This window comes from Chlamydia crocodili, assembly GCF_018343815.1.
Classification (GTDB): Bacteria; Chlamydiota; Chlamydiia; order Chlamydiales; family Chlamydiaceae; genus Chlamydia; species Chlamydia crocodili.
Genome location: NZ_CP060791.1, coordinates 243,660 through 269,293 on the forward strand (window position 1 = coordinate 243,660; position 25,634 = coordinate 269,293).

Consider the following 25,634-nt stretch of genomic DNA (forward strand, 5'->3'; position numbering starts at 1 on the left):
TTTCCCCTTAAAGGAATCAAAAAATTAGATTATTATTTGACAATCGTTTTATTAGTTTATTATAAAAATAATTTAACTATCAATTAATTTTATAAGACAAATAAAACTATAATTAATAAAACTCTGAACCAAAGAAATTAAAAACAAATAAAAAAAACAAACAATAAAAAGAAGATAAAAACTAGAAAAGGAGAGCTCGAATAAGCTAAAGGATTGGTATCTAAAAAGAAACGGAAGAAGAGGGATTCGAACCCCCGGACCCTTTCAGGTCTCCTGTTTTCAAGACAGGTGCATTAAACCGCTCTGCCATTCTTCCTTAAGAAAATTGCCGTAAAAACCTTAAATCGTTTTCACAGAAAAGACGGATATCAGAAATTCCATATTTTAACATGGCCAATCTTTCAATACCCATGCCAACAGCATACCCTGTATAGATTTCAGGATCAACACCGCTGTTACGCAAAACTTGAGGATGTATCATACCAGCTCCTGCTACTTCCAGCCAACCAGTATATTTGCATAAGGAACATCCTACTCCTTGACATTCACAAGAAACATCAACTTCTATTCCCGGCTCAACAAAAGGAAAGTAGCTATGGCGTAAACGCAACTCTATTTTCCTTTCAAAAAACGTATGGTAAAACTCAGTCAGCATCCTTGTCAAGTCAGAAAGCGTTACATTATAATCAACATAGAAAGCCTCTACCTGATGAAAAATAACATGTGAACGTGCCGAAATATCTTCATTACGAAAACACAAACCTGGAGCTACAACTTTAATAGGAGGTTGTCCCTTACTAAGCTCTCTAACTTGAACATTAGACGTATGTGTGCGCAATACTGTTTTAGTATCTAGATAAAAAGTATCGTGCATTTGTCTAGCAGGATGATCCTCTTCAAAATTCAGTAAAGAAAAGTTGTTTTCTTCACTTTCAATATTCGGAGCCTCGCGAACACAAAATCCTAAATGAACAAAGATATCCACAACATCGTCTAAAACTTTTTTAACAATGTGCTTGCCTCCAGGACACCACGGCTCACCTGGTAATGTAACATCGATTTTTTCTTTGAGAAATTCTATAGATTCTTCTTCTAGAAGAATAGAGTTACTTTTATCTCGGATTAAATCCTCAATATAAGTTTTGTAGTCATTTATGGAAGCACCCACTAGAGCTTTTTGATCCGGAGGACACTCCCTTAATTTATCTACAAAAGAACGAAAAACCCCTTTCTTCCCTAAATAGCGAACCCTTAGGTCGAAAAGATCTCTTGAAGAGTTAACTTGATTTAATTCAGTACAAAATTGTTGCTTTGTAGCTTCAAGCTCCTCTTGAATCGTCATGAGATTAGTTTCCTAAACAGTTGCCTCTAAAGCTTTTTTCGCTTGATTGGCTACTTCTGTAAAACCTATTGGGTTATGAATAGCCATTTCGGATAGCATTTTTCTATTTAAATCGATCCCAGCACATTTTAATCCGTTAATTAAACGGCTGTAAGATAGACCATTTATTCTAGAAGCCACGTTAAGACGAGCTATCCAAAGACTACGGAAATCGCCTTTACGATCTTTTCTATGCATGTAATTGAATGCCATAGCTCTCATTACAGAGGATCGGCTTTGACGAAAGTGGCCTTTTCTATCTCCCCAAAAACCTTTAGCCTGTTTTAATATACGCTTACGACGGCGTCTGGAAGCTACTGAACCTGTTGCTCTCACCATAATAAAATCCTTTTATCCTTAAACAAGCATCATTCGCTTATACATTCCTACCTGACCCTTATCTACTAAAGGTTGCTTAGATAGGTTGCGTTTTTCTTGCGAAGATTTTTTTGATAACTTATGCCTCTTCCCTGGGCGGGTTCTTTTTAACTGACCAGAACCTGTCAACTTAAAACGCGCCGCAACGGACTTATTGCTTTTCATCTTGGGCATTGATTTTGTCCTGCTTTTTCTTAGTTTTCACCGTTCCTGGAGCCATTACGCAAATTAAGGAACGGCCATTTAATTTTGGCTCAGATTCTACGAATCCTACGTCTTCGAGACCTTGACTCATCTTTTGCACAACTTTGTGCCCATGTTCTGGGTAAGCAAGTTCACGACCTCGGAACATACATGTAATTTTTACTTTATTTCCCTTTTCAATAAAAGCTCTAGCCTGCTTTAGCTTTGTAGAAAAGTCATTTTCGTCAATATTTGGCTTTAATTTGACTTCCTTAATACGCACTTGATGCTGAGCTTTCTTAGAATCTTTCTCTTTCTTCGTTAGATCATAGCGATACTTGCCGTAATCCATAATTTTACATACGGGTGGCTCGCTATTTGAAGCAACTTCCACAAGATCTAAATCAGCTTCTCTAGCCAAATCTAGGGCATCTTTGGTATTCAATATGCCTAATTGTTCACCGGAAGAACCTATAAGACGGACCTTAGGAGCTCGTATCTGTCTATTAATTTTTAAATTTAATGCCACACTCTATCCCGATTACTCGTTAACACGATTCTTTAAATGATCAGAGGCCAGTACCTTGCCACGGGAAAAATCTATAGAAATAATCTTCCCCTTACCTAGACAAGAAAGCTAAGATCTTAGAGTATCCATAAAAGAAAAGCAATTGAAATCCCATTGTCTGGTGCTTTGTCTATCAACTTTTTATCTCTTATTTAGAAATTTTTAATCTTTTCAAAACTTGTCTTTACAACATTGTTATAAAAACTGCTCTAGGACCAAATCTGAAGGCATGCTTTTTTGTTGCATTTAAAACTTTCTAAAATATAACCTTAATGCTTTCTCATTTCGCATCTTTCTATACTAAGTTCTTAATTTGGCAAACTGAAAGTGTATTTTTATAACTAATAAATCATCGTTGTTTTGGTGTCATAATGTCTACGCTGACCCCTGAAAGCTCCTTAGGGTCTTACGTCAAGATTTCTCGTCCCCTCCCCAAACAAAAAATGCGGGAGATTGTGCTGCAGATGCTTTATGCCTTAGGTATGGATCCCTCATCTGAAGAAAGTCTTGTTCCTCTTTTAATGTCTGAGACCGCTGTGACTCAAAAACACGCCTCCTCAGCTTTAAATTTTTCAAAAGAAATTCTTGCAAAGTCTCCTGAATTGGATTTATTAATTGCTCAAACAGTTAAAAATACTTCTTTTGAGAAACTGACTTTGATGGAGAAAAATGTTTTACGTTTAACGCTTTTCGAGCATTTCCATGGTCAACCCGTAAATACCGCTATTTTAATTGCTGAGGCTACAAGGCTGGTAAAAAAATTTAGCTATATTGAGGCTTGTACTTTTATTCACGCAGTTTTAAATGATATTTTTCGTTTATCTATACCGGAAACACATCCAGAAACTTCATTAGTATGTTGTTAGACCTAACTGTATCTTAAACTTACCTGGAATCCTAAACGTGAAAGAATCTACTGTCATTCATTTTCCTTTTTCAGTTCGTCGTAGTGTTTGGTTAAGTAAGTATTCTACATTCCGTATTGGAGGTCCTGCGAATTACTTCAAAGAGGTTCACTCAGCAAGTGAGGCGCAACAAGTTATTCAATTTTTACATAGTCAAAACCATCCCTTCATTATTGTGGGCAAAGGTTCTAATTGCTTATTCGATGATCAAGGATTTGATGGCTTTGTCTTATATAATAGTATTCAAGGAAAAGAATTTCTCTCAGACACTACTATTAAAGTATATTCAGGGATGTCTTTTTCTTTTTTAGGTAAAACCCTTTCCACATCAGGATATTCAGGATTAGAATTTGCCGTAGGCATCCCTGGGTCTGTTGGAGGTGCAGTATTTATGAATGCTGGTATTGGTAACCAAGATACAGCATCAGTAATTGAAAGCGTAGAAGTGATTAACTCTAACGGAGAAATCCTTTCATACCAAGCGCAAGAATTAGAATTCGGTTATCGAAAATCACGTTTTCAAAATCGTAACGAATTTATCTTATCTGCAACCTTCCGTATATCAAAAAACACTTCGTCTGTACAAATAGCTAAAGATCTACTTCAAAATAGACTTCTCTCTCAACCTTACCAACAACCCTCTGCTGGGTGTATTTTCCGCAATCCTCCAGGGAATTCTGCTGGTAAGCTAATAGATGAAGCGGGTTTAAAAGGCTTTTCTTTAGGAGGAGCGCAAATATCTCCGAAGCATGCAAATTTTATTGTGAATACAGGGAGAGCCACTTCTTATGAAGTTAAAGAGCTTATTCAGATGGTTCGAGATAAATTAAAATCTCAGGGAATTAGTTTAGAAGAAGAAATCCGTATCATTCCTTATCGTCTACCTTAAGAGAACGGAAAATTAAGAGTCTTGGAGCTTTATTTCTATTCATAATATAGAAAGATCCTACTTCCCAAAATCTAGAGTCTAATCCACTCGCAAGTCTTTCAACAGCTACCATCTCATTCGCTCCCTCCTCGTGCCCCGGATAACATACGACCGTAATCATGCCGCGAGGAGCCACTAAATCAAGTGCCTTTTGAACACTAACAAGAGTTGATGTCTCTAAAGTAGTAACACTCTTATCACCGTTTGGAAGATAGCCTAAGTTATAGTGAAATAACTTGGCACCCGCTTCATTGATATACTCATGAGACATCTCTTTAAATTCTATAATAGATCTTTCTTCAGAAGAGAGAGAGCTGGAACATAAAAGAGAAGCCTTTTCCAAGGCTTCTCTTTGCACATCATAGGCTACAAGTTTTCCTTTCCCTTTTAATAGTCTAGCTAAAATCAAGCAGTCTTTCCCATTACCGCAAGTAGCATCAACAACAGTATCTCCAGGAGTAAGAATCTCTTGAAAAATTTCATGAGATAAGCGAACAACATTTCCTTGAAGTAATCCTATTCCTTTAAACATCAATAAGCCTATTGCAAAGATACTCTTTTCTCGATAACATTGTGCCCAAGTTCGGGGTATTAGCTCAGTTGGTTAGAGCGTCACGTTGACATCGTGAAGGTCAGCTGTTCAAGTCAGCTATATCCCAACTTTCCTTATAAATTTTGTATAAAAAATTTCTTGTCCCTTTGATCTCCACAACCTTTCAAACCAAGAATCTCCATAGTTATCCAGCATCTTACAATAGTAAGGATCTTCCATTGCAGGAAGTAAATGCTGTCTCATAATCTTGATAGCTTCAAGAAGATAGTTTTTATCGTCTGTAGCAAGAACTAAGATTCCAGACTCTATCAATACTCTAACAACATCATTCATGAACTCATCTTGAAATAAACGATGTTTACGATGACGAGACTTGGGCCATGGATCAGGGAAGTTAACAACTATACGTTGTAGAATCTCATTTTTAAGATAGTAACGAAAGAATGTTTGAGCTTCCCCACAAACAATCCGCAAATTACTAACATGAAAATTATGCATTTTCGACCAGATTTTCCTCACACGATCAAAGCGTCTTTCAACAGCTATCCAATTCATATTTGGCATATTTTGAGCTTGGGAAACTATCCAATCACCATTCCCTGAGCACAGTTCACAGGAAATGGGATTATTATTTTTAAAAAGCTCCTCCCATGATGGCATAATGAATTGATCATGTTTAAAATAGTGATCGGGAATATAGAGGATTCCATCCTTTATTTCGGTACTACGTTCTTCCCAAAGAAAAGGAACTTTTAAATCTTGAGGCTTCATTTAGAAATAATAATAAGAACTTATATCTCAGTAAATTATAAAAGCTATCTTAGTTTTCTCTAAGGATTTTCTTTTCAAGAAAAAAGGATTGAAAATGATTTCTAAACATAAAAAAAACGACTTTCAGAAACCTGAAAGTCGCTAAGACATCTAAAAAACTATTTTAAAGAGAAATTACCAGTTCAAATTTGCAGAAGTTTGGTATTCCGTTACACGAGTCTCAAAAAAGTTTTTCTCCTTATTAAGATCAATAGTCTCACTCATCCAAGGGAATGGATTCCTAGAATTATAAATAGGTTTCAAACCAATTCTTTCCAAACGACGATCGGCAATATGACGAACATAATCAATAAACATTGAAGATTTTAACCCTAGAATACCTCGTGGCAAGCAATCTCTAGCATATTCGATTTCCAGATCTACTGCTTCCTGAATAAGAGCTACGATTTCATCTTGAAGTTCTTGCGACCATATCTCAGGATTCTCTTCTTTAATACCATTGATAAGATCAATACCAAAATTCAAATGAATAGTTTCGTCTCGTAAGATGTACTGATATTGTTCTCCTATTCCTGTCATTTTGTTTTGGCGATGGAAAGAAAGAATCATCACAAAACCGCTATAGAAGAAAATTCCCTCCATAATGATGTAATAGCCTACCAAATTCTTAATAAACTGACGCAATCCCTCTACAGAATCAGTTGAGAAATTGGGATCTAAAACATCCCCTGTTAAGGTCATTTGGAAATCATCCTTAGCCTTAATAGTTGCACGTTCATTATAGGCATTGAAAACTTCTGCCTCATCCAACCCTAAAGACTCACAAATATAAAGAAAAGTATGCGTATGTACAGCCTCTTCAAATGCTTGTCTCAATAAATATTGACGTGCTTCAGGGTTTGTAATGTGCTTGAAAATAGCCAATACAATATTATTCCCTACTAAACTTTCCGCTGTACTGAAAAATCCTAGATTCAAGAGAATTACGCGACGCTCATCTTCGGAAAGATCATTAGATTTCCATAACTCGATATCACGAGCCATTGGGACTTCTGTCGGCAGCCAGTTATTCGCGCACCCATTTAAGTAATGTTCCCATGCCCACTTATACTTAATTGGGACTAACTGATTCACATCTACCTGATTACAATTAACCAAGCGTTTGCTATTTAACTGAACGCGTTTTGATTTACCGTCTAAAATATCTGCTTCCATTATTTCCATCCTTCTCTTTTGTATTACTGGCAAGATTCACAACCTTCTTCGAGAGAACAGACGGGTGTTTCCTTAGTTCTTTCTACGACAATGCTCGTAGAAGCTGACTTATTCTTCATCCATCGAGGTTGAATTCCTCGTTTATTAATATCAGTAAACGATTTCTCTACAGAGGTAGCTGCGGAGGACCTTAAGTAATACGTGGTTTTCAGTCCTTTTTTCCATGCTGTGAGATACATAGCAGAAAGTTTTTTACCGTTAGGTTCTGACAAATATAGATTGAGAGACTGCCCCATGTCGATCCATTTCTGTCTTCTAGAAGCACATTCAATCATCCATTCGGGTTCAATTTCAAACGCTGTAAGGAAGATTTTTTTCAAATCATCGGGAATGCGTTCGATCTCTAACAAGGACCCATCAAAATATTTCAAATCATCCAACATATCAGCATCCCATAATCCTAATTTCTTGAGTTTCTCAATTAGGTACACATTAGGAATTGTAAATTCTCCAGAAAGATTGGATTTTACAAATAAATGCTTGTATGTAGGTTCTATTGATTGAGTAACTCCAATAATATTAGAAATAGTTGCTGTTGGGGCAATTGCCATAGTATGGCTATTTCTCATACCATAAGATTTGATAGCTTCGCGAACAGGTGTCCAGTCCTTGCGACACGAAGTGTCCATGAGAACGTTTTCTTCTCCACGGTATTCTTTTAATAACTCTATAGTATCGAGTGGTAGATAGCCTCGATCCCATTTAGATCCCTTATAAGAGCTGTATGTCCCCCGTTCTTTTGCTAATAAACTAGAGGACAGCAATGCATAATAAGCAATTAATTCTGAACTCTTATCAGCAAATTCTACAGCTTCTGTAGACGCATAACTGATATTAAGTTTGTACAGAGCATCTTGAAAGCCCATGACTCCCAAACCCACAGCTCTATGTGTTAAGTTTGCATTAGCTGCTTCTTGAGTTGGGTAAAAGTTAAGATCAATAATGTTATCTAAAATACGGACAGCTATAGAAATAGTCTCTCCGAGTTTCTCCTCATTAATATCTCCATTTTCAATATGTTCTACTAAATTGACAGAACCTAGATTACAAACCGCTGTCTCGCTTCCCGAGCAGTTTAATAAAATTTCTGTACATAGATTCGAACAACGAACAACACCGGTATGATCTTGTGCGGAACGGATATTTGAAGGATCTTTAAATGTCATCCAAGGATGCCCTGTCTCATAGAGCATGCTTAGCATCTTACGCCACAAGTCTTCGGTGGGGATCTTCTTATATAACTTGATTTCCCCAGTATCTATTTTTCTTTCGTATTCTTCATAAAGCTTATCAAATTCAAAACCGTATGCCTCATGCAGTCCAGGGACATCATCCGGACTAAATAGCGTCCATGTACCTTTTTGCTCTAAACGTTTGAAAAATAAATCAGGAATCCAACTGGCAGTATTGATATCATGGGTTCGTCGACGTTCATCACCAGTGTTTTTTCTTAATTCTAAGAAATCTTCATAATCTAGGTGCCAAATCTCTAGATATACACACATGGCTCCTTTACGCTTGCCACCTTGATTCACAGCAATTGCTGTATCATTAGCTACTTTGATGAAGGGAATGACACCTTGGCTTTTTCCGTTAGTTCCTTTAATCAAAGAACCCGTAGCACGCACTCCTGTCCAGTCATTGCCAATTCCTCCTGCCCATTTAGAAAGCATAGCATTATCTGCGATAACTTTGTAAATGTGCGCGAGATCATCCTGTACGGTAGATAAATAACAAGAACTTAATTGCGAATGACGCATTCCAGAATTAAATAGTGTGGGTGTTGCTGGTGTATAGCGGAATGTAGACAATAGATTATAGAAAGTAATTGCCCATGAAGTTTTATCTTCACCTTCGTTTAATGCAAGTCCCATAGAAACACGCATCCAAAAAATCTGTGCTGTTTCTAATCTGCGCCCTTCATGCTGATTAAAATAACGATCATAAAGATTTTGTACGCCCATATAAGAGAATAAACGATCCCTAGATATATCCAAAGCCTCAGCAAGTGCATCAAGATCATACTCTTTTAAACGAGGATTTAACCGATACTTTTCCCCGTTTAGAATATAATTTTTAAAACACTGCTTCTGCGCTTCAACGAGACTGGAATCCGTAGCACTTTTCCCCATTGTTTCCTGATAAACAACATCAGTAAGCAATTCCGCAGCTACGTAGGCATAGTCTGGTTCTTTTTCTATATTGGCTCGTGCTGCCATAATGCATGCTAAAACAATTTCTGATTCTTTTATTCCGGAATAGAAATTTGCAAATGCCATAGAGGCAAGCGTATGAGGATCTGTTGTTTCAGGAAATCTTTGACATGCCCAAACAAATTTATTAGTCAATTGAGGTTTACTTATTTGGTAAGTAGTTCCATCACTTTTGACAACATCATAGACTTCTTCAATACTTTCTTCTTGTGTAGTTATATTCTGTTTATTTTCACGAATTCTAGAACGTGCTTCTCGATATAAAATATAATTTTTTGCAACATCATAATAACCAACCACCATTAATTGTTTTTCAACAATATCTTGTATAGCTTCTATATCGATAGTTTGTTCCGGAGAACAAACTGCTAAAATTTCTTCAACAATTTTATTAGTCAGCTCATTTATCTCAGAAAGAATCTCTTGAAGAGGAATATCAGTAATTTTTTGCGTAGATCTAAAAGCTTTCTCTAAAGCTGCTGAAATTTTCATAGGATTAAATCTTACACTATTTCCATCCCTACGTATTACAGAAATACAGTGCCAAGACCCCTCACGTTGCTCTTTATGTTGATCCCTATAAATAATATAATCTCTAGCAACATCTTGTAAGCCATTTACATATAACTGGTTCTCTACCATATCCTGAATACGTTCAACAGTAACAACCTGGCCATCTCTAATCTTTTGAACTACTTCATTAACAACTCGATGAGTGATATCCGAAATAGAATTTTCTAAATCTTCAGGTAGAGGAGAGGTATTTTCTAAACTACGTGTATCACGAAAAGCAGCTTCTAAAGCTTGTGATATTCGATCCTGATTGAAGGGAACAAACATGCCATTACGTTTTACAATAGTATAATGTTTCTCTTTTACCTCGACCATATGTCATCCCCTAACAGCTGTATTTTCGATTCAAATAAGTATTTGTAAGCAATTTTGTAAGCAATAACGGAATTCGACTAATCACTTAGGAAAAAATCAGGGAAATCTCTCGCTGCTGAAGATCAAAAAACTTAGAGAAAACTCTCCCCTTCCTAGAAGGTGTTTCTTCTAGAAAACCCAATATGTAGTGAAACATTATGCGCTTGTATACCATATATAGGAATAGACAGCGTTTCGTGCAATTGAAAAGTACTCTCATTCTCCGGAAAAAAATATGCTTCTGAGGAGCTTTTTTCAACTTAGATATGTAATGATCTTTTCGGCAAAAACTTGTTGATTTTAGATGAATATATTATGCTAAGGCCGTAACGAACTTCTGGAATTTTCATGGCAGAATTGGAATCAGAGATCCGAGGCAAACGCCGTGTAGTAACTCCTAATGCTATCACAGCTTTTGGCCTCTGTTGTGGACTTTTCATTATTTTTAAGAGTGTTTTAAAGACGTCATCGTCTGTAGAACTATTGCATCGTTTACAAGGTCTTTCGCTTTTGTTAATCAGTGCAATGATTGCAGATTTTTCTGACGGTGCTATTGCCCGCATTATGAAAGCAGAAAGTGCTTTTGGTGCACAATTTGACTCTCTTTCCGACGCTGTGACATTCGGAATAGCACCTCCGCTCATTGCAATTAAAAGCCTTGATGGTGTGTATGCTGGAGGATTTTTTTCCTCCCTTCTTCTCGTAACTTCTATTATTTACTCACTATGTGGCGTCTTAAGATTAGTTCGTTATAATTTATTTTCTAAAAAGCCTGCAGATACGACACGACATTCGTGTTTTATTGGTTTACCTATTCCGGCAGCAGCAGCTTGCGTTGTCTCTTTAGCTTTATTTATAGCTTCTGATTTTTCAACGGTATTACCAGTACAACTACGTGTTGTTTTGATTTCTTTAGGGTTACTTTTTATTGGAAGTTTAATGATCTCTCCATGGAAGTTTCCTGGAATCAAAAACCTACGCTTTAAAGTGTCCTCTTTTTTACTTGTCGTCACTACGGGATTAGTAGCATGCTTATTCTTTCTAGGTCTTGTTGATCACTTTACTGAAGTATTTTTCTTAGTTTCTTGGTTATATATTTTAGTAGTTTTCCCCATTTTTGCGATCACATATCAAGGAAAGAAAAAACGTCAATGATGGATTCTATAACGCATATTACTATTGCTCTCATGGCCTTTGGCTTAGGGATTTCTTTATCTTCTCTTTACTATCGAAGAAGAGAAGCTTCTCAGATTACATTGAGGAGAAATTTAGAGCATGAAAATGAACTTCTTAAAAATTCTTTAGAACTATCACGTCGTCAAGAACAGCTCATGGAAGATTTCAGCAATAAGCTCGCGGTGTCTTCACAATCTCTTATCAAAGAAATGAAAGAAGAAACGCAAAGCTACTTTTCTGAAAAATCTAAGAGCATTGAGTCTATATTAACTCCTGTTCAGGCTACATTGACAGCTTTTAAGCAAAACTTAGAAACTTTCGAAACTAAGCATGCTGAAGATCGCGGTTCCCTAAAAGAACAAATTACTCATCTTCTCGCTGCTGAGAAAAAGCTTGAGAAAGAAACACAAGCGCTTACAGATATTTTAAAACATCCAGGATCACGTGGTCGTTGGGGAGAAATTCAATTAGAAAGAATTTTAGAACTTTCTGGGATGCTGAAATATTGTGATTACGAAACTCAAGCTACTGATATTCAAGGTTCAGCACGCGCTGATATGATTATCCGCCTCCCTCACGAGCGCTGTTTGATTATAGATTCGAAAGCTCCATTTTCAGAAACGTATTTTTCTCAAGATACTTCTGATAAATCCGATCTTGTAGGAAAGATAAAAGATCATATTAAAACTTTAAAATCCAAAAGCTATTGGGAAAAATTTCATTATTCCCCAGAATTTGTGATTCTTTTTCTTCCTGGAGAGAGTATTTTTAATGACGCTCTACGTATTGCTCCTGAGCTTATCGATGTTGCAGCAACCTCTAATGTTATTTTATCAGGACCTTTAACACTATTGGCATTACTAAAAACTATTGCCCATATGTGGAAACAAGAAAATCTACAAAAGCAAATTCAAGAAATAGGTCAGTTAGGAAAAGAGCTGCACCACCGTCTACACATAGTCTTCAATCATTTTCATAAGATTGGGAAAAATCTTAATAATGCTGTGCAAAGTTACAATGATATGTCCTCTAGTTTACAGCATCGGGTATTACCAACATTAAGGAAATTTGAAGATTTAGAAGTGTCTTCTTCCTTACATAAGATAGAAGACCCATCTCCTATTGATAATCCAGCAAACTCTTTATTACCAAGTTACGAAGAAAAGGAACTGCCTATGGAAGATTCCTTATTGCAAGAAGATAAACTCTGATATCTTATAAAGCTGATTTGATGGGTAACTCTTGATCAAAATTCGTTGCATTGTCTTCAAGCATTTCTTTTCCGGCGAAGGAAATAAATGTTGTTTTACTCATAGAATCTTTTAAATATTTCTTCATAACAGAGCAAATATGTTCTTTTGTTACACTAAGAACAGCTCTACGAAATGCTTGCCGTAAAGCAGGGACCCTTCCACAACGTAATCTGTAATACCCCGTAGATGCACGACTTCCGGGAGCTATTGGTGAATCTAAATTTTGGATAACTCCGAGAACTCCTTCATGAATATCTTCATTTGAAAAATTTCCTTTAGAAATTTCATCAATACCATGAAGAAATGCCTGATGGGTATCAAAAATTGCTGGATCACGATAGCTATAACAATAAAATGCTCCCCTACCAAGATTTACAGCAGCTCCTGACCCATACGCTCCTCCTTGTTCGCGGATTTTTGTATGCAAGACGGTATTATCAAGGATCTCAGCAGCTACAGTAAGAGCTGCGGCATCTGGATGATCATAAGGTAAATCTCCAATAGGAAAAGCTAAAGCATTAAATGCTGCACGAGCCGGAATATATAATCCTTGTGATGCTAGAGAGATATCTATAGAAGGATTTATCCATGGCTCATGCGGTTGACCTTCTACATCTAAAATTCCATAGAAATTATTCTCATGTAAATGTTGATAATTTGCATTGCTACCACTTAGGATTAGCTGTCGCTTACCGAAGAAACATTTTTTATATAAAGACTGTAAAACATCAACAATCCTATCTACCTCCTTATCGAAATCACTCGTTAAACTACGAATCTTATCTACATAAGGTAATCCTGAAGCTAAATAGGACATAGTTGCTGATATAGATTTATCCATACAAGCCATGCTAACAGCATAACCCATAGGACTATTACGCACGCTATTTGTTAATGCTTCATTATGCTGCATAAGCAGCTCTTTGATTCTAGCGACATCTGTAAAATCGACACTTGTTAATGTGTCTCCCATAACTTGAAATAGCTTATCAGCTTTGGAAGCTAAAGCTTTTCCACGAATACCTATTGAAGGTGATAACAGAACATTTTTATTTGCATGTGGAGAAAATTCATAAGAAACATCTACGCCTCCCGTATGTTCTAGGAGAAACTCTAATTGCTCTTTATAAGATCTCCCCGCACACCCTAATTGTAGCATTAGAAAAACAAGTAAACGCAACCAAGGCAATTCTTCAGCAGACAGAGGAGGAAGATCCATGACCAACTCTGCAAAAATTAAATCATTAGTAAAACAATCGTGATGAAGAACCTCTCCACAAGAGACATTTTCCTTAACAAGATTATATTCTTTTCCTGAGTTAGGAACTTTATCCAAAGAAAAATTAGGAAGAATCTTATCCAGATCTTCATGCTGTGCTTGATATTCTTCTAAAATTTTAGAAGTCAGGCGTATTTTTTCTACATCTTCTGGAGAGAGCTTCTCCTGAATTTCTTTAAGAAGAGATTGCTCCTCTTGATTTTCTATAGAAATCAAATCAGAATCAGGCAGAAGGATCACACGAGCAAAATGTGGATTATCTAAGAAATACTTCCTAATAAGCTTTGGAAGATAATCTGGTTGTTTTAATTTTTCTCGAAGATCTGCAAATAGACTATGGATTCTTAATCCATCTTCAGCATGACCTCCATGTTGTCGTAATAGCCCCGAACGGAAAAACAATGATAATCCGTATGGTAGAGAGTAACCAGCAATTTCCTTCCTTGACAACTCTAATTGATGTACCGCAGCCTCAATAAGATTACTAGGAATTCCTTCTCTTATGATCTCTTCTAGACAAGCAAAAATCCAGGACTCTAATTTCTGAGCACCTCCATGAGAACACCCCTTACAAACAATAGTGATAGGAATTTCACGGATCTCACTATCGATTCCCATATCTGCTTGCTTACAAAAGCCTGATTTTAATAATCGAGATTTTAGAGGAGCAGCGTCTGTACCCATAAGGACAACATCAAGAACATGCAAAGCTAATAACTCTTGCTGATCCAGTATTGAACATGTCAACCAAGACAAGCCAAAAAGTACCTTATCTTGATCTTGACTATCCGAAGGATATTTAAGAATATTTCTAACAGGCTCTTTAAATCTTTTTTGAAGAGGAACTGAAACCGTTTGTTTTTCTAATTTACCTACATGACGAAGAAGTTTTTCTTCGAGAAAATCTAAATGTCTAGAAGGCTTAATATTTCCATAAAAGTAAAATAAGCAACGCCCAAGAGTATATTGGCTTTGATGGAAGGCTACTATACTCTCATGAGAAAGTGTAAGAATATCCTTAGGCTCGCCTCCAGAGTTTACTCCGTAAGTAACTGAAGGAAATAGGGCCGCATTTAAAGCTTCTGATAACCGAGATTCTCCTGACATCATTGCGCCTTTCATCTCATTGAAAACTACACCAGTATAAGTTAAGGCATTTTCTGGATTTAGTTCGTATCTCCATCCTTCTTGCAAAAAGCTATTTTCTGTAAGTAGGGGATGAAAAACAGCGTCTATATACACACTAAGTAAATTGTAGAAATCTTCAGGAATTTGTGATGCCGCGGGATAACAAGTGAAGTCAGCTCCTGTGAAAGCATTCATAAACGTATTTAAACTACGTCGCGTCATGGAGAAGAATGGATCGCGCACTGGATAATTATCAGAACCACAGAGGACCATGTGCTCTAAAACGTGAGCTACACCATTAGAAGTTTGCGGGCAAGTTCTGAAGCAGATATTAAAAACATTTTCATCGTCATTATTGATAATCATCATAATAGAAACGCCTGAGGGTTTATGTTCTACCTCGAGCAATCTACTTTCTATCTCAGGGAGATCCTGACTTAATTTAACGATGAAATTTCTATATGTATCTCCAGCTTTCATACTCTGTCCAAATCCCTAATGTCATACATTAGGTGTTCTCCATCATTTTTTAAATTTATAGTGTTAATTACACTATAATGTTCTTACTTTTCAGCAAAACAAAGTTAAGTTACCTTGGGTATTATTTTCAATAACTCCTAGGGAAAGTTATGAACAATGATCTCAATTATTTTGAAAGTCATTATGAAAAATTGCTCAAGGAATTTTCAGATTTTCTTCATTTTCGTTCTATATCTGCAGATCCTAATTGCCTCGCCAGTTGCAAAAGTTGTGCAGATTTCCTAGTTGACAATCTTAAAGATATATTCTCAATAGAATTATGGGAAAAACCAGGTCACCCTCCTATAATCTACGCTACTTACCATAAGGCAGGTTCGACAGCTCCTACTCTACTTCTCTACAATCATTATGATGTGCAACCTGCGGATCTTGCTGATGGATGGTTAGCAGATCCCTTTACCATGAGAAGGGAAGGAGAACGGCTTATAGCTCGTGGAGCTTCCGATAATAAAGGACAGTGCTTTTATACATGGAAAGCCCTTGAACATTATTACCAATCTAGAAAAAGCTTCCCTGTCAATATTACATGGATTATTGAAGGTGAAGAAGAAAGCGATAGCCCTGCCCTAAAAAGTTTTGTTAAAGAAAAACAGGAAGCTTTGCAAGCAGACTATTTCTTAATTGTTGATGGTGGGTTCTCCTCTGCAAAATCTCCTTCTGTTAGCATTGGAGCACGTGGCTTAGTAACAATGAAAGTCACGTTAGAAGAAGGTAGCAAAGATATGCATTCGGGTATCTTCGGTGGTATAGCTTATAATGTAAACAGGGCTTTAGCAGAAATGCTTGCCAAATTACACCATAGTGATAATTCGATTGCCGTGGAAGGTTTCTACAATGATGTTTCTCTCCCGAAAGAAAGTGAATTCTGTGATATTCCTAAAGGAAATCTTTTAAAAGATGGAGAGAAAACTTTAGGTTTTTGTCCTACTTTATATGCTCCTGCAACAACTGCTGAAGAAGCTTTAAGTTTATACCCTACCTTAGAAATCAATGGAATCTCTGGTGGGTATACAGGACCAGGATTTAAAACTGTCATTCCTCATAAAGCTACTGCCTATCTTTCTTGCAGGCTAGTTCCTAATCAAAATCCAGAGAAAACAGCAAAACAAGTTATTCAACATTTAAAAAATCTTGTTCCCCCTACATTAAAATTTTCTTATGAGATCTTTGAAGGGTCACCAGGATGGAGAAGTTCTCCGAATCTTCCTATTGTTGTAGCATTGCAAGAAATTTATTCTGAGCTCTACCACGAACCTTGTCTTAGATTATTTATGGAAGCAACCATCCCCATTGCCTCACTACTTGGTGAGATGTCGAAAACAGAGCCTATCATTTGTGGTACATCGTATTTAAGTGATGCTATTCATGCTGCTGAAGAAAACTTCTCCTTAGAACAAATAAAAAATGGTTTCCTCTCTATTTGCCTTCTTCTTGATAAATTAGGAAAAGCATAAAAAAAAGCACTCTCTAAGAGAGTGCTTTCATGGATTAAGCTTATGAACTATAGGCTTATTCTTCTGGTTTTAACACAATAAAGCGAATCACTTCTCCTTGCGAGACCATAAGAAGAATACTTTCGTTATTTCCATCTTTTAAAACAGAATTCAATTCTTCTACTGTAGAAACCTTTTGTCTATTTACAGCTAAAATAAGTTGTCCTGGAGTAACTCCTGAAGATCCTGCTACCGAACCAGCTTCAACAGCAACAATAAGCACACCTTTACTATCAGGAGCCATACCTAATTTCTTAGCTGTTTCTGGATTAAGATTTTGTACACGAATGCCTACACGATTTAAAGCGGAAACGCCATCATCTTGAGGAGCCTGAGAAACAATAACAGGAATTTCTATAACCTGTCCTTCACGGACCACTTTAAGTAATACACGTGTATCGGGATTCATTAAGGAAATCGCATTACGGAATGCACTGAGAGATTCTACTTCTCTACCGTTGTAAGCGATAATCACATCCTCTTGCTTTAATCCAGCTTTATGTGCTGGGGATCCCTTAACAACATCTGTAACTAAAGCTCCATAAACTTTATCTAGTTTATAACAGGCTGCTAGCTCAGCATCTATAGGTTGTAGAGTAACTCCTAAAAATCCACGAATTACTTGACCATCGCTGATTAACTGATCAATAATTCTCTTAGCCATCAAACTAGGAATAGCAAAACCAATACCAATATAGCCCCCGCTACCACTTACAATTGCAGTGTTAACACCTATAACTTTTCCATCGATGTTAAGAAGAGGTCCTCCAGAGTTTCCTGGATTGATAGCAGCATCCGTTTGTATAAAGTCCTCAAAATCTGCAATATGCAGCTGATTTCTACCTTTTGCACTAATTACTCCTACGGTTACCGTAGCTTGTAGACCAAAAGGATTGCCAATAGCTATAGCCCAATCTCCTACTTTTAAATTATCAGAATTCCCAAAAGTAAGATGAGGGAGCTTATCAGCGTTAATTTTAATAACGGCTAAATCTGTTTTAGGGTCTAAGCCTATAACCTTAGCAGGATATTTTTGACCGTCATGCAAGGTAACATGAATTTTACCTGCATCTTCAACAACGTGATTATTGGTAACCACGTAACCATCTGAAGAAACTATAAATCCTGTACCACGAACAGCCTCTTTGGACATGGGACGTTCTTTCTGCGTAGGCAGACCGAAAAAACGATTAAAAAACTCGTCATTAAAATAATCAAAAGGATTGTCATAAGGTCCACGACGTCCTGGTGCAGGATTTACAGGACGATTACATTTAGGAAAACTCTCAATATAAACAACACCCGGAGTTGCCTGCTCGGCAACCTTAGAAAATCCTCCGGAAATCTCCTTTAGAAGAACCTCTTGAGGCACTTCTGCTATCCGCGTATCTTTTTTCACAGCAGCGAATCCTGAAAGAGAAAGCGTCGGAATACTTAAAAACATTGCTGTGGCTAATAGTAAATATATTGGCTTCTTCGTCATACCTTTTTCCCTATAGGTAGGCTCTAGATTCTTTCTAGATTTCGTGCTCATGTTTTTGAAAGACTGTAAATCCTAATACTTTTTAAATGCGTACTTTATAAAGTATAGCAAGTCACATGCCTTTTCGAATATAATCACGAAAAGCGAATTATATTGTAGCAAGATATTACTACAAAGAATTTTTATCTTAAGAAGTTTCAGGATGTGAATTTATATCTTCTTAAAAAGAATCTGGAAAAAAGAAGAAATAGTGAGCTATTTTCCTAAATTTATAAACTCCTATGATTATAAAAAATATACTGTAATTACATATGTAAGCAATTATAGATAAATAGCTTACAAACACTACAGCGAACGAAATACAGCTTCTACAGTTTCTCCGATGAGGGCTGGAGATTCAACCACAGAGACTCCCGCTCTTCTTAAAGCTTCTTTCTTACTTTTTGCATCTCCAGAATTTCCTGAGATGATAGCTCCGGCATGTCCCATGCGTTTCCCTTTAGGAGCAGTTTCCCCTGCAATAAAGGCTACAACGGGTTTCGTGCAGTAGGTTTGGATCCATTCTGCAGCTTCTTCCTCAGCGCTACCTCCGATTTCTCCAATCATCAAGATAAGCTCTGTTTGAGAATCATTTTGAAATTCTTCAAGGACATCAATAAATGAAGTTCCATTTAGAGGATCTCCCCCTATGCCAATGCATACACTTTGTCCTATGCTCCGTTGTGTAAGCTGCCAAACAGCTTCATACGTTAAAGTACCTGATCTAGAAACCACACCTACATTTCCAGGAAGATGGATATATCCTGGCATAATACCAATTTTACATGCTCCAGGTTTAATAATTCCTGGACAATTAGGACCTATAAGTCGAGAAGCACTATATTGCATAACATGGCTTACTTCGAGCATATCTTTTACTGGAATACCTTCCGTAATGCAGACAATTAGATCAATCCCCGCATCCTCAGCCTCTAGAATAGCTTCTGCAGCATAAGCAGGAGGAACAAAAATCATTGTTACCTGGCAATTAGTAGCTTGTTTTGCTTCTAATACAGAATCATAAACAGGAAGATTTAAATGCTCAGTTCCTCCCTTTCCTGGAGTCACTCCAGCAACGAAATTAGATCCATAAGCTAAACATTGCTCAGTATGAAATGAACCTGCTTTACCTGTAATTCCTTGAGTGATTATCGGTATTTGTTTACTTAATGAGCAAAACATAGAGCTCCTTAAACTTGTTTACTTAATGCTACAGCAAGCTGTGCACCTTCATTTAAGGAATCTGTGAATTGGCAGGGGATTCCTGAACGTTGTACAATATCTTTTCCTAATTCTACATTTGTTCCTTCTAAACGCACTACTGTAGGAATGATGTTTTCTCTGGTTTGCATAACAGCAATCAGTCCTGAGGCAACCGCAGAACAATCCATAATTCCACCAAAGATATTGATAAAAAGAACTTCTACATTTTCATCTGAGAGCACTAAAGAAACAGCTTCTTGGATTTGCTGCTCTGTAGCACTTCCTCCTACATCAAGAAAATTCGCTGCAGATCCACCATGAATTTTAAGAATATCTAACGTGCTCATAGCTAATCCTGCACCGTTTACTAAACAGCCGATATTGCCCTCTAGAGCAATGTAGGAAAGTCCTATCTGTTTAGCAAGTACATCGCGGACATTTTCTTGAGAAGGATCGTATAATACTTCAAGTTTCGGATGACGATATAGAGCATTGTCATCAATAGTTACTTTAGCATCTAAAACGAGAAGATCTCCTTCTTGAGTAAGTACTAAAGGATTGATTTCAAGAAGAAAAGCATCATTATCATAGAAACATTGCACAAGCTTTTTAATTAGCTGTACACCTTGTTTCCCTATATCCCCCTCCCAATTCATAAATTTAATAATCTGTCGAAGTTGATAATTGTATATACGAGCAAAAGGCGTTAGAGGTACCGTAAGCAGCTGATCAGGATATTTCTGGGCAACTTCTTCGATATCAACACCGCCTGCTTTTGATAACATAATCGCTGGACAACGGTTTTTCCTATCCATAATCACTGCGAGGTAATACTCAGTAGCAATATTTACCAAAGGGGTAATAAGAACTTTCTCTACGGGAAGGGCTTCTCCAGAAGTTTGGTTGCTTACGAAACGCATATGTAATAACTTCTCAATAGCTGCCAAAATATCAGAAGAAGATTTAGCAACGATTACACCACCATTTTTCCCTCGACCTCCCGCATGTACTTGTACTTTAACAACGCCTGCGCTTATACCCAACTCCTTAAGTATCTGTTGCCCTTCTTCAAGAGAAGAGGCTACACGATAAGGAGGAATAGCAATATCGTAAGAAATTAAAAGATCCTTAGCTTGGTATTCATGAAGGTGCATAAATAACCCTTTGAATTTTCCTCCTTATCTTGTATCATTTCTTTTACTTCAACTAACTTTGCTCTAATCTGTGTTCAAGTTCTTTAGTAGCAAGATTCAGTCTTTATTTAAAAAATCCCTCTCTACAGATCTTCTAGAATTTACAGAAAGTTTATTTTATGAAGCAGATTTTGGTTCAGATCTAACTGAAGAGCTGTGTTCTCGATTACGTAAGTGCCGCAAGCCCGATGAATCTACCGTTAAAGATCTTGTCTGCGCGTTACTTCGTGAAACAGTAGCCAATCTTCCTCGTATAGAGCCCTCTAACATACAAGAACCCTTTGTATCCTTAATGTTAGGAACAAATGGATCTGGGAAAACCACAACAGTGGCTAAGCTAGCACACCATTATCAATCTCGATCAGAAAAAGTCATGATTGTCGCTACCGACACTTTTCGTAGTGCGGGCATGGATCAGATGCGTTGTTGGGCTGAAAAATTAGGTTGTGGATTTGTATCTGGAAAACCTGGTGGCGATCCTGCCGCTATTGCTTACGATGGCATTGCTTCTGCTATATCCCGAGATTACGATCGTGTACTTATAGACACTTCAGGTCGTTTACATACTCATACCAATTTATTGAATGAGCTATCAAAAATTGTTTCCGTTTGCGATAAAGTGCATCCAGGATCTCCCCACGAAAGGCTCATGACTATAGATGCAACTTTAGGGGGAAACATTATTGAGCAAGTTCGTGTTTTCCACGATACTATTCCTCTATCTGGACTAATCCTTACTAAAGTTGATGGTTCTGCTAAGGGTGGAACTTTGTTTCGCGTAGCGAAACAATTGAAGATCCCTACAAAATTCGTCGGTTACGGCGAACTTATTGGGGATCTTGAAGAATTTCATATAGATAGGTTCTTGGAAAAACTTTTCCCTTCTTCTTAAACTTATATTTTTAGTTTCTTTTTCCTGAGGAAGAGAAAATCTGTAGAAGATACCAAAATATCATAATGACGTTGCAATACATCTTTAATGCCATGATTAAAGATAGCTTGTAGCTTAAATCGCCATCGTTACCTACATTCTGAGCTACCTTACGGATTGCTTGAGCATCCACAACAGTCAATCCTACAAAAATTGCTAATCCTAGATAGCAAATCAATAAGTAGAAAATGGGCATGTAAACAAATATAGATACCAATGCGAATATGACCGATACTACCATTAAACCAATCAGAGCAAACATCAATATGCTACTCATCTGTGTAAGATCGCTTTTGGTAAAAGCTCCATAAGCAGCCGACAAACCAAAAATCAATCCTGCAGATCCGAAGGCAGCCCAAACGATTCCTCCGCCATACTGAGCAGCATAAACAGGAACTAGTGTTCCAAAGAACAACCCCTCTAAAGCAGAATAGGCTAAAAACAATCCCATAACTGCAGGAACAGAAAGCTTATGAATCTTAGCATTGATGTAAAAAGATACTCCTAAAGTAGCAATACACCAAATCCACCAGAATGCAAATAAACTTTTATACATCCCAGAAAAGTATAATCCTAATGATACAAAAGTCGTTACAGCAAGACCTGCAGTCATCCAGCCATAAACTCTAGATGTAAATGTTCCCGGTAAACGAGATTCTTGTGCGTAATCACGATCGTATAGTCCCATGTAACCTCCTATACTCACATATAATTAAAATTAATAAACGTGCTCTTGTTTTATTTAAAACTTATAATAAAGGCTAGCTAAATTAATTACTATTACCAAGAGCATTAATAATAAAACAAATTTCCCACCAGGGATTAAATGTTTTTCTTGATAATGTTTTTTACCATAACGACCTTGCCAGACCATTAATACGGGGAAAACTCCAATAATTAAAGCAGCACCTATGCCTCCAGCATAATTAAGACATTTAAGGACAATCTCAGGATAGCACATTGACCAAGCTAGAGGGACAATAAAAGTTAAAAAGAAAATAGAAAAACTGTGTTTCTTTTTGTTCCACTGAAAAGCATCAACTAGGAAGTCCATAACACCTAAAGCCACGCCTAAAAATGAAGAAACTAAAGCAAAAAAACCAAAAAATTCTCCAGCAATATAAAACATTGAACATTGCAATGAATTTTTCATAGCCTCTACTGCCGTATAGCCATTTTCTTGAGCTTTCATAAGAAAGTCTAAAGGAATTACTCCTAGAACAAGGGCTTCCCAAATTACGTATAAAATTAACGGAATTAAACTACCTATAACGATAGCTTTTTTAACATCTTTAACTTTCTTATCCATGTAGTAATAAAGTGAGGGAACCACACTTTGAAAACCAAAGGAAAGAAACAGAATGGATAAACCATCCATAGAACGCATCCACGAAGCACGCAAAAGTAGTTCGGGTTGTAAAGCTAAAACTCCTAAGATACAAAATACCGCAAAAGCAATAGCTAATCCGAAAACAAAAAAGCGATTACAATAATCTACGACTTTTGTCCCCATCATTAATGTAGGGCAAATCAAAACTGCGAATGCCAAAGGGGCTGCGTGACGTATCCAAGGGATATCCAATCCCTGACAACCAAAAATACGAAATAGGATATTTCCTCCCTCACAAAAATAAGCAATAAGTAGAGAGTAAAATAGAAATAGATAAAGGAGCCACATGAAGATCTTACCCATATCCCCTAAGGTATATTGGGCCATTGATAACATGTTAACTTGTTGCTTATCCTTAAACCAAGTCATAACTTCGAGAAGGCAAAGTCCAGATCCCATAGAAAAAAGCCAGGATAATACATAAAGGAGAGTCGTGGGAAGAAAACCTGCATACGCTGTTAACACAGGAACTGCTAGCACACCAGCACCTATAGCTGTCCCCGCAATAATGAGGGAACCCCCTAAAACCTTGCTAGACATAAAAAACCTTTCGAATTTTGTCTTATATTTTAGAATTAAAGATAATTAAAAATAAAAACACTAAGCTTTTACTTTATTCAACAGTTACAGACTTTGCCAGATTCCTAGGACGATCTATTTCATTGCCTTTCTGTAAAGCCATGGTATAGGCCATAATCTGTCCCACTATTGTATAAAGGATAGGAGATACTAAGGGATGACTATTAGGAACATATATCTGGGAATCTGAAACAGCAGCAACATCTTCTTGTGATTCTGAAGCTATGGCAATCACATGGGCTTGCCGAGCTTTTACCTCCATAATACAACCCACCATCTTTTCATAGACCAAGGGGTCGCCACAAAAAGTAATCACCGGAGATCCTTTACTAATTAAAGCAATAGGTCCGTGTTTCATTTCTCCAGCAGGATAACAGTTAGCTTCAACATATGCAATTTCTTTCAATTTCAAAGCAGCTTCCATACAAATAGGATACATCAAGCGACGTCCTAAAAATATGAATCTATCTTCATTGCAATAATCATTCGCCCATGAATGCAGACCTTCGTTCGCTAATAATCGATTACACAATTCTGGAAGCTCAAGCAAACCTTTTCCACAGACACGATGTTCTTCTAAACTTAGTGTCTGTTTTGAAGTAGCTAACTTTAATCCTAATAAAATCAGCAAAAGTAATTGTGCAGTAAAAGCTTTTGTAGAAGCGACACCAATTTCAATACCCGCTTCTAAAAATAAACAATGATCCACACCTATAGCTAATGCGGATTCCTCGACATTACAAATTCCTAAAACACAAGCAACTTGTCTACGACGAAATTCTTTTAAAGCTGCCAATGTATCAGCAGTTTCTCCAGATTGACTAATTAAAATTGCTAGAGTCTTTTTCCCAATATACGCCTGTCGATAGCGAAATTCTGAAGCAACTTCCACATGAACAGGAATAGAAACTAAAGACTCTATAATATACTTTGCTAAAAAGCCTGCGTGATAGGAAGAACCACAAGCGACAATAGAAATCTCATCAAACTCTTCTATCGAAAAACCATATAAGAATTTTTCATTGATACATCCCTGAGAATCTAAATATTTGTGAATGAGACGTTCTAAAACTTCCGGCTGCTCATAAATCTCTTTAAGCATGTAATAACTATAGCCCTGCTTATCCGAACCCGCATCAGTATAAGCGACTTGACGCACTTCCTTGTGAATGCGCTTTAAAGCAAAGTTATACGTCTCAACTTCACTTCCAAGACCTACAACAGCTAATTCTCCAGAAGCCAAAGCTTGAACACTTTTTGTGTATTTTAAAAACGCACGCGTATCAGAAGCTATAAAATTCTCCTGTTCTCCTAATCCAATAATTAATGGACTTTCCTGTGCTGCACAAAGCAAAATATTAGGATGATCTTTATGAATAAGACCACAGGAAAAACTTCCCTGAAGTTGTGATAGAGTCCAAGAGAAACTATGGACTAAATCTCCTGTAGATTGATAACGAAAAGCAAACAGCTGAGCTATAACTTCAGAATCTGTATCCGAAGCAAAGGCGATGCCTTCAGAAAGAAGTAGGGATTTTAATTCTTTAAAATTTTCGATAATCCCATTGTGAACAATAGCACAAGTAAAGTGTTCATCAACATGAGGATGAGCATTCTTCACTGTGGGGATACCATGCGTTGCCCAACGAGTATGACCTATAGCTAATGAAGATGGTACACTATCTTGTTCTAAGGAGTTCCTAAGTTCATCGACACGCCCTATTGTTTTTTTTATAAACAACTGGCCCGGTATAACAGCTGCAAGACCTGCGGAATCATAGCCCCGATATTCTAGCTTAGCTAATCCATCCAAAACTAGAGGAACAGCTAGTTTAGAGCCTAGATATCCAAATATTCCGCACATA

The 25,634-nt window shown here is 37.0% G+C and carries 21 protein-coding genes and 2 tRNA genes; 7 read left to right on the forward strand and 16 right to left on the reverse strand.

Features of this window, described 5'->3' with window-relative positions; all coding sequences use genetic code 11:
* Positions 1-231: 231 nt before the first annotated feature.
* The 5 genes from H9Q19_RS01105 to infC form a co-directional block, all read right to left on the reverse strand.
* Positions 232-316: transfer RNA gene (locus H9Q19_RS01105), tRNA-Ser, on the reverse strand.
* Positions 317-1,342: a phenylalanine--tRNA ligase subunit alpha gene (gene pheS, locus H9Q19_RS01110; protein WP_213241411.1), complete on the reverse strand. Its 1,026-nt coding sequence runs from the start codon at positions 1,340-1,342 to the stop codon at positions 317-319.
* Positions 1,343-1,354: 12 nt separating this feature from the next.
* The gene (rplT, locus tag H9Q19_RS01115) at positions 1,355-1,720 is read right to left on the reverse strand and encodes a 50S ribosomal protein L20 (protein WP_213241413.1); all 366 of its coding nucleotides are present in this window, start codon (positions 1,718-1,720) and stop codon (positions 1,355-1,357) included.
* An 18-nt stretch (positions 1,721-1,738) separates the two neighbouring features.
* On the reverse strand, positions 1,739-1,933 hold the full coding sequence (rpmI, locus tag H9Q19_RS01120; RefSeq protein ID WP_011006725.1) for a 50S ribosomal protein L35: 195 nt from the start codon (positions 1,931-1,933) through the stop codon (positions 1,739-1,741).
* Entirely contained in the window at positions 1,911-2,471 is a 561-nt protein-coding gene (gene infC, locus H9Q19_RS01125) for a translation initiation factor IF-3 (protein WP_213241415.1), read from the reverse strand. Before infC ends, rpmI begins: the two co-directional genes overlap by 23 nt.
* A gap of 410 nt (positions 2,472-2,881) precedes the next feature.
* Here infC and nusB point away from each other — a divergent pair, with 410 nt between their 5' ends.
* Positions 2,882-3,376 (forward strand): transcription antitermination factor NusB, encoded by a 495-nt coding sequence (gene nusB, locus H9Q19_RS01130; protein ID WP_213241418.1) that lies wholly within the window; start codon positions 2,882-2,884, stop codon positions 3,374-3,376.
* 37 nt (positions 3,377-3,413) lie between these two features.
* Positions 3,414-4,304: a UDP-N-acetylmuramate dehydrogenase gene (gene murB, locus H9Q19_RS01135; RefSeq protein WP_213241420.1), complete on the forward strand. Its 891-nt coding sequence runs from the start codon at positions 3,414-3,416 to the stop codon at positions 4,302-4,304.
* Here murB and H9Q19_RS01140 read toward each other — a convergent pair.
* Positions 4,282-4,875, reverse strand: coding sequence for a class I SAM-dependent methyltransferase (locus tag H9Q19_RS01140; RefSeq protein WP_213241422.1), 594 nt, complete (start codon positions 4,873-4,875; stop codon positions 4,282-4,284). The two genes, murB and H9Q19_RS01140, sit on opposite strands and share 23 nt — an antisense overlap.
* A 53-nt stretch (positions 4,876-4,928) precedes the next feature.
* On the opposite strand from H9Q19_RS01140, the gene H9Q19_RS01145 reads away from it, so the two are divergent.
* A tRNA-Val gene (locus H9Q19_RS01145) sits at positions 4,929-5,002 on the forward strand.
* Here the strand turns inward: H9Q19_RS01145 and trmB are convergent.
* The 3 genes from trmB to H9Q19_RS01160 all read right to left on the reverse strand — a co-directional run bounded on the left by trmB (position 4,993) and on the right by H9Q19_RS01160 (position 10,043).
* Entirely contained in the window at positions 4,993-5,667 is a 675-nt protein-coding gene (gene trmB / locus H9Q19_RS01150; RefSeq protein WP_213241425.1) for a tRNA (guanosine(46)-N7)-methyltransferase TrmB, read from the reverse strand. The genes H9Q19_RS01145 and trmB overlap by 10 nt on opposite strands.
* Positions 5,668-5,841: 174 nt before the next feature.
* Positions 5,842-6,882, reverse strand: a complete 1,041-nt coding sequence (locus tag H9Q19_RS01155; protein WP_213241427.1) for a ribonucleotide-diphosphate reductase subunit beta — start codon at positions 6,880-6,882, stop codon at positions 5,842-5,844.
* A gap of 23 nt (positions 6,883-6,905) precedes the next feature.
* Positions 6,906-10,043: a ribonucleoside-diphosphate reductase subunit alpha gene (locus H9Q19_RS01160; RefSeq protein ID WP_213241429.1), complete on the reverse strand. Its 3,138-nt coding sequence runs from the start codon at positions 10,041-10,043 to the stop codon at positions 6,906-6,908.
* Between the two features lie 387 nt (positions 10,044-10,430).
* Between H9Q19_RS01160 and H9Q19_RS01165 the strand changes: the two genes are divergently transcribed.
* A complete protein-coding gene (locus H9Q19_RS01165) occupies positions 10,431-11,237 on the forward strand; it encodes a CDP-alcohol phosphatidyltransferase family protein (RefSeq protein ID WP_213241431.1) in 807 nt (268 codons plus the stop codon).
* Complete coding sequence (gene rmuC, locus H9Q19_RS01170) at positions 11,234-12,469, forward strand: DNA recombination protein RmuC (RefSeq protein ID WP_213241434.1); 1,236 nt, start codon at positions 11,234-11,236, stop codon at positions 12,467-12,469. Before H9Q19_RS01165 ends, rmuC begins: the two co-directional genes overlap by 4 nt.
* A 4-nt stretch (positions 12,470-12,473) precedes the next feature.
* Here the strand turns inward: rmuC and H9Q19_RS01175 are convergent, their stop codons facing one another.
* Positions 12,474-15,398, reverse strand: coding sequence for an insulinase family protein (locus tag H9Q19_RS01175; protein WP_213241436.1), 2,925 nt, complete (start codon positions 15,396-15,398; stop codon positions 12,474-12,476).
* A 149-nt stretch (positions 15,399-15,547) separates the two neighbouring features.
* Here H9Q19_RS01175 and H9Q19_RS01180 point away from each other — a divergent pair, with 149 nt between their 5' ends.
* Positions 15,548-16,912 carry a M20/M25/M40 family metallo-hydrolase gene (locus tag H9Q19_RS01180; RefSeq protein ID WP_213241438.1) on the forward strand — a complete coding sequence of 455 codons (1,365 nt, stop codon included), beginning with the start codon at positions 15,548-15,550 and terminating at the stop codon, positions 16,910-16,912.
* Between the two features lie 55 nt (positions 16,913-16,967).
* On the opposite strand, the gene htrA is transcribed toward H9Q19_RS01180, so the two are convergent.
* The 3 genes from htrA to sucC all read right to left on the reverse strand — a co-directional run bounded on the left by htrA (position 16,968) and on the right by sucC (position 20,830).
* Positions 16,968-18,434: a serine protease HtrA gene (htrA, locus tag H9Q19_RS01185; RefSeq protein ID WP_213241440.1), complete on the reverse strand. Its 1,467-nt coding sequence runs from the start codon at positions 18,432-18,434 to the stop codon at positions 16,968-16,970.
* 345 nt (positions 18,435-18,779) lie between these two features.
* Positions 18,780-19,655, reverse strand: coding sequence for a succinate--CoA ligase subunit alpha (gene sucD, locus H9Q19_RS01190; RefSeq protein ID WP_213241442.1), 876 nt, complete (start codon positions 19,653-19,655; stop codon positions 18,780-18,782).
* Between the two features lie 8 nt (positions 19,656-19,663).
* The gene (sucC, locus tag H9Q19_RS01195; protein ID WP_213241444.1) at positions 19,664-20,830 is read right to left on the reverse strand and encodes an ADP-forming succinate--CoA ligase subunit beta; all 1,167 of its coding nucleotides are present in this window, start codon (positions 20,828-20,830) and stop codon (positions 19,664-19,666) included.
* Between the two features lie 70 nt (positions 20,831-20,900).
* Here sucC and ftsY point away from each other — a divergent pair, with 70 nt between their 5' ends.
* Complete coding sequence (gene ftsY, locus H9Q19_RS01200) at positions 20,901-21,761, forward strand: signal recognition particle-docking protein FtsY (protein ID WP_213241446.1); 861 nt, start codon at positions 20,901-20,903, stop codon at positions 21,759-21,761.
* A 10-nt stretch (positions 21,762-21,771) separates the two neighbouring features.
* Here the strand turns inward: ftsY and H9Q19_RS01205 are convergent, their stop codons facing one another.
* The 3 genes from H9Q19_RS01205 to glmS form a co-directional block, all read right to left on the reverse strand.
* The gene (locus H9Q19_RS01205; protein WP_213241448.1) at positions 21,772-22,488 is read right to left on the reverse strand and encodes a Bax inhibitor-1/YccA family protein; all 717 of its coding nucleotides are present in this window, start codon (positions 22,486-22,488) and stop codon (positions 21,772-21,774) included.
* Between the two features lie 54 nt (positions 22,489-22,542).
* Complete coding sequence (locus H9Q19_RS01210) at positions 22,543-23,730, reverse strand: aromatic amino acid transport family protein (RefSeq protein WP_213241450.1); 1,188 nt, start codon at positions 23,728-23,730, stop codon at positions 22,543-22,545.
* Positions 23,731-23,803: 73 nt separating this feature from the next.
* The gene (gene glmS, locus H9Q19_RS01215; RefSeq protein ID WP_213241452.1) at positions 23,804-25,633 is read right to left on the reverse strand and encodes a glutamine--fructose-6-phosphate transaminase (isomerizing); all 1,830 of its coding nucleotides are present in this window, start codon (positions 25,631-25,633) and stop codon (positions 23,804-23,806) included.
* Position 25,634 lies beyond the last annotated feature (1 nt).

Excerpts from the sequence above, each read along its gene's own strand:
- pheS (WP_213241411.1), bottom strand. The coding sequence starts at position 1,342 with ATGACGATTCAAGAGGAGCTTGAAGCTACAAAGCAACAATTTTGTACT.
- rplT (WP_213241413.1), bottom strand. The coding sequence starts at position 1,720 with ATGGTGAGAGCAACAGGTTCAGTAGCTTCCAGACGCCGTCGTAAGCGT.
- rpmI (WP_011006725.1), bottom strand. The coding sequence starts at position 1,933 with ATGCCCAAGATGAAAAGCAATAAGTCCGTTGCGGCGCGTTTTAAGTTG.
- nusB (WP_213241418.1), top strand. The coding sequence starts at position 2,882 with ATGTCTACGCTGACCCCTGAAAGCTCCTTAGGGTCTTACGTCAAGATT.
- H9Q19_RS01140 (WP_213241422.1), bottom strand. The coding sequence starts at position 4,875 with ATGTTTAAAGGAATAGGATTACTTCAAGGAAATGTTGTTCGCTTATCT.
- trmB (WP_213241425.1), bottom strand. The coding sequence starts at position 5,667 with ATGAAGCCTCAAGATTTAAAAGTTCCTTTTCTTTGGGAAGAACGTAGT.
- H9Q19_RS01155 (WP_213241427.1), bottom strand. The coding sequence starts at position 6,882 with ATGGAAGCAGATATTTTAGACGGTAAATCAAAACGCGTTCAGTTAAAT.
- H9Q19_RS01160 (WP_213241429.1), bottom strand. The coding sequence starts at position 10,043 with ATGGTCGAGGTAAAAGAGAAACATTATACTATTGTAAAACGTAATGGC.
- H9Q19_RS01165 (WP_213241431.1), top strand. The coding sequence starts at position 10,431 with ATGGCAGAATTGGAATCAGAGATCCGAGGCAAACGCCGTGTAGTAACT.
- rmuC (WP_213241434.1), top strand. The coding sequence starts at position 11,234 with ATGATGGATTCTATAACGCATATTACTATTGCTCTCATGGCCTTTGGC.
- H9Q19_RS01175 (WP_213241436.1), bottom strand. The coding sequence starts at position 15,398 with ATGAAAGCTGGAGATACATATAGAAATTTCATCGTTAAATTAAGTCAG.
- H9Q19_RS01180 (WP_213241438.1), top strand. The coding sequence starts at position 15,548 with ATGAACAATGATCTCAATTATTTTGAAAGTCATTATGAAAAATTGCTC.
- htrA (WP_213241440.1), bottom strand. The coding sequence starts at position 18,434 with ATGACGAAGAAGCCAATATATTTACTATTAGCCACAGCAATGTTTTTA.
- sucD (WP_213241442.1), bottom strand. The coding sequence starts at position 19,655 with ATGTTTTGCTCATTAAGTAAACAAATACCGATAATCACTCAAGGAATT.
- sucC (WP_213241444.1), bottom strand. The coding sequence starts at position 20,830 with ATGCACCTTCATGAATACCAAGCTAAGGATCTTTTAATTTCTTACGAT.
- H9Q19_RS01205 (WP_213241448.1), bottom strand. The coding sequence starts at position 22,488 with ATGGGACTATACGATCGTGATTACGCACAAGAATCTCGTTTACCGGGA.
- H9Q19_RS01210 (WP_213241450.1), bottom strand. The coding sequence starts at position 23,730 with ATGTCTAGCAAGGTTTTAGGGGGTTCCCTCATTATTGCGGGGACAGCT.
- glmS (WP_213241452.1), bottom strand. The coding sequence starts at position 25,633 with ATGTGCGGAATATTTGGATATCTAGGCTCTAAACTAGCTGTTCCTCTA.